Origin of the sequence: Streptomyces calidiresistens (assembly GCF_014141525.1) — a bacterium.
GTDB classification, from domain to species: Bacteria; Actinomycetota; Actinomycetes; order Streptomycetales; family Streptomycetaceae; genus Streptomyces; species Streptomyces calidiresistens.
On the sequence record NZ_VKHS01000472.1, the window covers coordinates 1 to 4419 of the forward strand.

The window sequence follows — 4419 nt, forward strand, 5'->3', positions numbered from 1 at the left end:
AGAGGTGTATAAGAGACAGCCGCCCGCGACCCGGTGTGCCTTGTAGGACGGGATCAGCCGCACCCGCCAGGCCGGTCGCCAATCGGTGTCCAGGCAGGCGACCAGGCCGGAGGGGCGGTGGTCCGTCACCAGGCGGGCAATGAAGTCGAGCAGGCCGCGCACGGCGTTCACCGGGGTGCCGTCGGGGGCGCGCACCGACTCGGGGACGCCGAAGTACGCGCGGTAGTACAGCGACGAGGTGTCCAGCAGCATCAGCGGCGCCGATCCGGCGGACGAGGGGTCGGCGACCGGGCCGGGCCCGGGGGTGGTGGGTGCGCTCATGGGCCGATCATGCCGCACGGCACCGACGGTCGGCGGTCCGGTTGACGGGCCGTCACCGGGGGCGGCGGCGCCGGGGGGAGGGGCGACCCACCGGCCCGCTGCCCGGCTCCGTCGACCAATCGATACCGTCGGTGTGATCCACGCCCTTGACTCTTAGGTGAGGTTTACCTTAGTCATGGTGGACGGTCCGGGAACCACCCGGAAAGCGGCGCTCCCCCCTCGGCGGGAGACGCCGTCCACGACATGCCCTCTTCCGGGCGTGCCGACAGAAAGGCCGGTTCATGCGACGCCACCGCCGGACAGCCGCCCTCACCGGGGCCGCCGTGCTGCTGACCACTCTCGTGGCCTGTGGCACCGACGACTCCCCGGGGAGCGGGACGGACACCGACGAGGCGACAGCGGGGAACACGGGTGAGTTGACCGTCTACTCCGGGCGCAACGAGGAACTCATCGCCCCCCTGATCACCCGGATGGAGGAGGCGACCGGCCTGGACATCACCGTCCGCTACGGCGACACGGCCGAACTCGCCGCCGCCCTGCTGGAGGAGGGCGACCGCACCGAGGCGGACCTGTTCCTCGCCCAGGACGCCGGCGCCCTGGGCGCGCTCTCCCGCGAGGGCCTGCTCCGCGAACTGCCCACCGAGACCCTGGAGGAGGTGGACCCGGCCTTCCGCGGTTCCGCCGACGACTGGGTCGGGGTCTCCGGCCGCGCCCGGGTCGTGGTCTGGAACACCGAGAACGTCGAGGAGTCCGAACTCCCCACCTCCTACACGGAGCTGAACGACCCCCGGTGGGAGGGGCGCGTGGGCTACGCCCCCACCAACGCCTCCTTCCAGTCCTTCGTCACGGCCCTGCGCGTCCTGGAGGGCGAGGACGCCGCGCTGGAGTGGCTGACCGACCTGCGCGAGCACGGCGAGGTCTACGAGCGCAACGGCGCCATCCTCGACGCGGTGGACGCCGGTGAGATCGACCTCGGCCTGATCAACCACTACTACTGGTTCGCCAAGGCGGCCGAGGAGGGCGAGGAGAACCTCGACGCCCGCCTGCACTTCCTGCCCGGCGGCGACCCCGGCTCCCTGATCAACGTCGCCGGCGTCGGCGTCACCGCATCGGACGACCGGGAGCAGGCGGCCCTGGCGGCGGTGGACTTCCTCCTCTCCGAGGAGGCCCAGCTGTACTTCGCGGACGAGACCAAGGAGTACCCGCTGGCCGCCGGCGTCACCAGCCCGGTGGAGGGGCTGCCGCCGCTGGAGTCCATCGAGGCCCCCGAGATCGACCTCACCGACCTGGACTCCCTGGAGCGAACCCTGGAACTGCTCCGGGAAGCCGGAATGGTCTGAGGGGGATCATGAGCACGTCGGGCCGCCCGTCCCCGACCGCCCCCGCCCGCCCGGCCGGCGCCACCGCGCCGGCCGGGCGGGATTCCGTCGTTCCGCCGGAGACCGGTCCGCGCGGTCGCCGACGCGGGGATCACCGCATTCCCCTCGTCCTCGCCGTGCCGGCGGCCCTCACCGCCGCCTTCGCCCTGCTGCCGCTGGTCTACCTCGGTGTGCGGGCCCTGGAGCACGGCCCCGGGCGGGCGCGGGAGATCGTCGTCTCCCCGCGCACCCTCGAACTGCTGGGCAACAGCCTGCGCCTGACCCTCACCGTCGTCCTGATCACCCTTCTGATCGGTGTGTCGCTGGCCTGGCTGACCCAGCGCACCCGTCTGCCCGGCGCCCGCCTGTGGACGGTGGTCGCCACCCTGCCGCTGGCGGTCCCCAGTTACGTGATGGCCTTCGGCTGGCTCTCCGCGGTGCCCGGCACGAGCGGCTTCGCCGGCGCCGTCCTCGCCCTCTCCCTGGCCTGCTTCCCCTACGTCTTCCTCCCGGTCGCCGCCGTGCTGCGGACCTCCGACCCCGCCCGCGAGGAGGCCGCCCGGGCCCTCGGCCACTCCGCCGCCGGTGTTTTCCTGCGCGTCACCCTGCCCCGGCTGCGTCCGGCGGCCGTGGGCGGGGCGCTGCTGGTCGCCCTCTACGTCGTCTCCGACTTCGGTGCCGTGTCGATCATGCGGTACGACACCTTCACCCGGGCGATCTTCATGTCCTACCGGGCGAGCTTCGACCGCACCCCCGCCGCCGCGCTCGCCTGCGTCCTGGTGGTCATCACCCTCCTGCTGGTGGCCGCCGAGCGCCGGGTCCGGGGCCGGGGCGAACTCGCCGCCGTCGGCCGCGGCGGCCCGCCGCAGCCCCGCGCCCCGCCGGGCGAGTTCGTTCTCCCGGTCCTTCAGCCGCCGGCGCAGCTCGGAGTACTCCCCGAAGTCCCCCAGGTGGCAGGTCATCGCCTCGCGATAACCCTCCAGCCCCTCCTCGTTGCGCTGCACGCGCCGGGCCAGCGCGACCACCGAGCGGTCCGCCTGGAACTGGGCGAAGGACGCCTCCAGCAGTTCCCGGGAGCGCTCGCGACCGAACTGGGCGACCAGGTTGACCGCCATGTTGTAGGAGGGGCGGAAGGAGGAGCGCAGCGGATAGGTGCGGGTGCCCGCCAGGCCGGCCAGCGCGGCGGGGTTCATGCCCCGCTGCCACAGCACCACGGCGTGGCCCTCGACATCGATGCCGCGCCGCCCGGCCCGACCGGTGAGCTGGGTGTACTCGCCGGGGGTGATGTCGGCGTGCTGCTCGCCGTTCCACTTGACCAGCTTCTCCAGCACCACCGACCGGGCGGGCATGTTGATCCCCAGCGCCAGGGTCTCGGTGGCGAAGACCGCCTTGACCAACCCGGCGACGAACAGTTCCTCGACGATTTCCTTGAAGGTGGGGAGCATGCCGGCGTGGTGGGCGGCGATGCCCCGTTCCAGGCCCTCCAGCCACTCGAAGTACCCCAGGACGTGGAGGTCCTCGTCGGGGATGGCGGCAATGCGCCGCTCCACGATCTCCCGCACCCGGGTCCGCTCGGCCGCGTCGTTCAGCCGCAGCCCGGAGAGCAGGCACTGGCGCACCGCGGCCTCGCAGCCCGCCCGGCTGAAGATGAAGGTGATGGCCGGCAGCAGCCCGTCGGCGTCCAGTCGGTCGATGACCTCCGGGCGGCTCGGCGTCCACACCCGGGCGCGCTGCCGGCGCTCCCGCTCCCGATCCGCCTCGCGCCGGGGAGGACGGCCGCGGCCGTCGCGCGCGAGGGGACGGGAGTGCTCCATGCGGGCCATCCGCTCCAGGTCCGGGTTGACCTCGCGCCGCCCGCCCCGCTCCTCGAACAGGTCGTACAGCCGGCGGCCGGCCAGGACGTGCTGCCACAGCGGCACGGGACGGTGCTCGGAGACGATCACCTCGGTGTCGCCGCGCACGGTGTCCAGCCAGTCACCGAACTCCTCGGCGTTGGAGACGGTGGCGGACAACGAGACGAGGGTGACCGAATCGGGGAGGTGGATGATGACCTCCTCCCACACCGCGCCCCGGAAGCGGTCGGAGAGGTAGTGCACCTCGTCCATCACCACGTAGCCCAGGCCGTCCAGCGCGCGGGAACCGGCGTACAGCATGTTCCGCAGGACCTCGGTGGTCATGACGACCACCGGCGCGTCGGCGTTCACGCTGTTGTCACCGGTCAGCAGGCCGACCCGCTCGGCCCCGTGGCGGGCGGCGAGGTCGGCGTACTTCTGGTTGGAGAGCGCCTTGATGGGGGTGGTGTAGAAGCACTTGCGGCCCCGGGCGAGGGCCAGGTGGGCGGCGAACTCGCCGACCACCGTCTTCCCGGATCCGGTGGGGGCGGCCACCAGTACGCCCTTGCCGGCCTCCAGGGCCCGACAGGCGTCGAGTTGGAAGGGGTCGAGCGGGAAGTCGTACCCCTCCCGGAAGGCGTGCAGTTCGGTGGCCCGCTCGGCCGCGCGCCGCCGGGCGAGGGCGTACCGCCGCGCCGGGGGCAGATCCTCGAACGCCTCCTCGGCCGGGTCGTCGGGCGGCGCCTCGGAGAAGTCGGGCTGGGGGCCGGCGGCGGGACCGGTCTGCGGATTCGCGGCCCGGAGGTGATCGTCGGTCATGGTCATTCGAGCCTACCGGCCCCGGCCGACAACCGGCGGGGAATTGCGCGCCGGGTCGGACCCGCCGGTCGGAGGGGCCGGGGCGGGGG

1 protein-coding gene and 3 pseudogenes are annotated in these 4419 nt (G+C 73.1%); 2 read left to right on the forward strand and 2 right to left on the reverse strand.

The genetic code is table 11. The features are described from left to right. Positions 1–252: pseudogene (locus tag FOE67_RS17820) on the reverse strand (flap endonuclease); the annotation flags it as partial. A 350-nt stretch (positions 253–602) separates the two neighbouring features. On the opposite strand from FOE67_RS17820, the gene FOE67_RS17825 reads away from it, so the two are divergent. Further along, a complete protein-coding gene (locus FOE67_RS17825; RefSeq protein WP_182665475.1) occupies positions 603–1661 on the forward strand; it encodes an iron ABC transporter substrate-binding protein in 1059 nt (352 codons plus the stop codon). A gap of 8 nt (positions 1662–1669) precedes the next feature. Beyond that, positions 1670–2428 (forward strand): annotated as a pseudogene (locus tag FOE67_RS17830) (ABC transporter permease); the annotation flags it as partial. Between the two features lie 99 nt (positions 2429–2527). Here the strand turns inward: FOE67_RS17830 and FOE67_RS17835 are convergent. Next, positions 2528–4330, reverse strand: a pseudogene (locus tag FOE67_RS17835) (DEAD/DEAH box helicase); the annotation flags it as partial. Between the last annotated feature and the right edge of the window lie 89 nt (positions 4331–4419).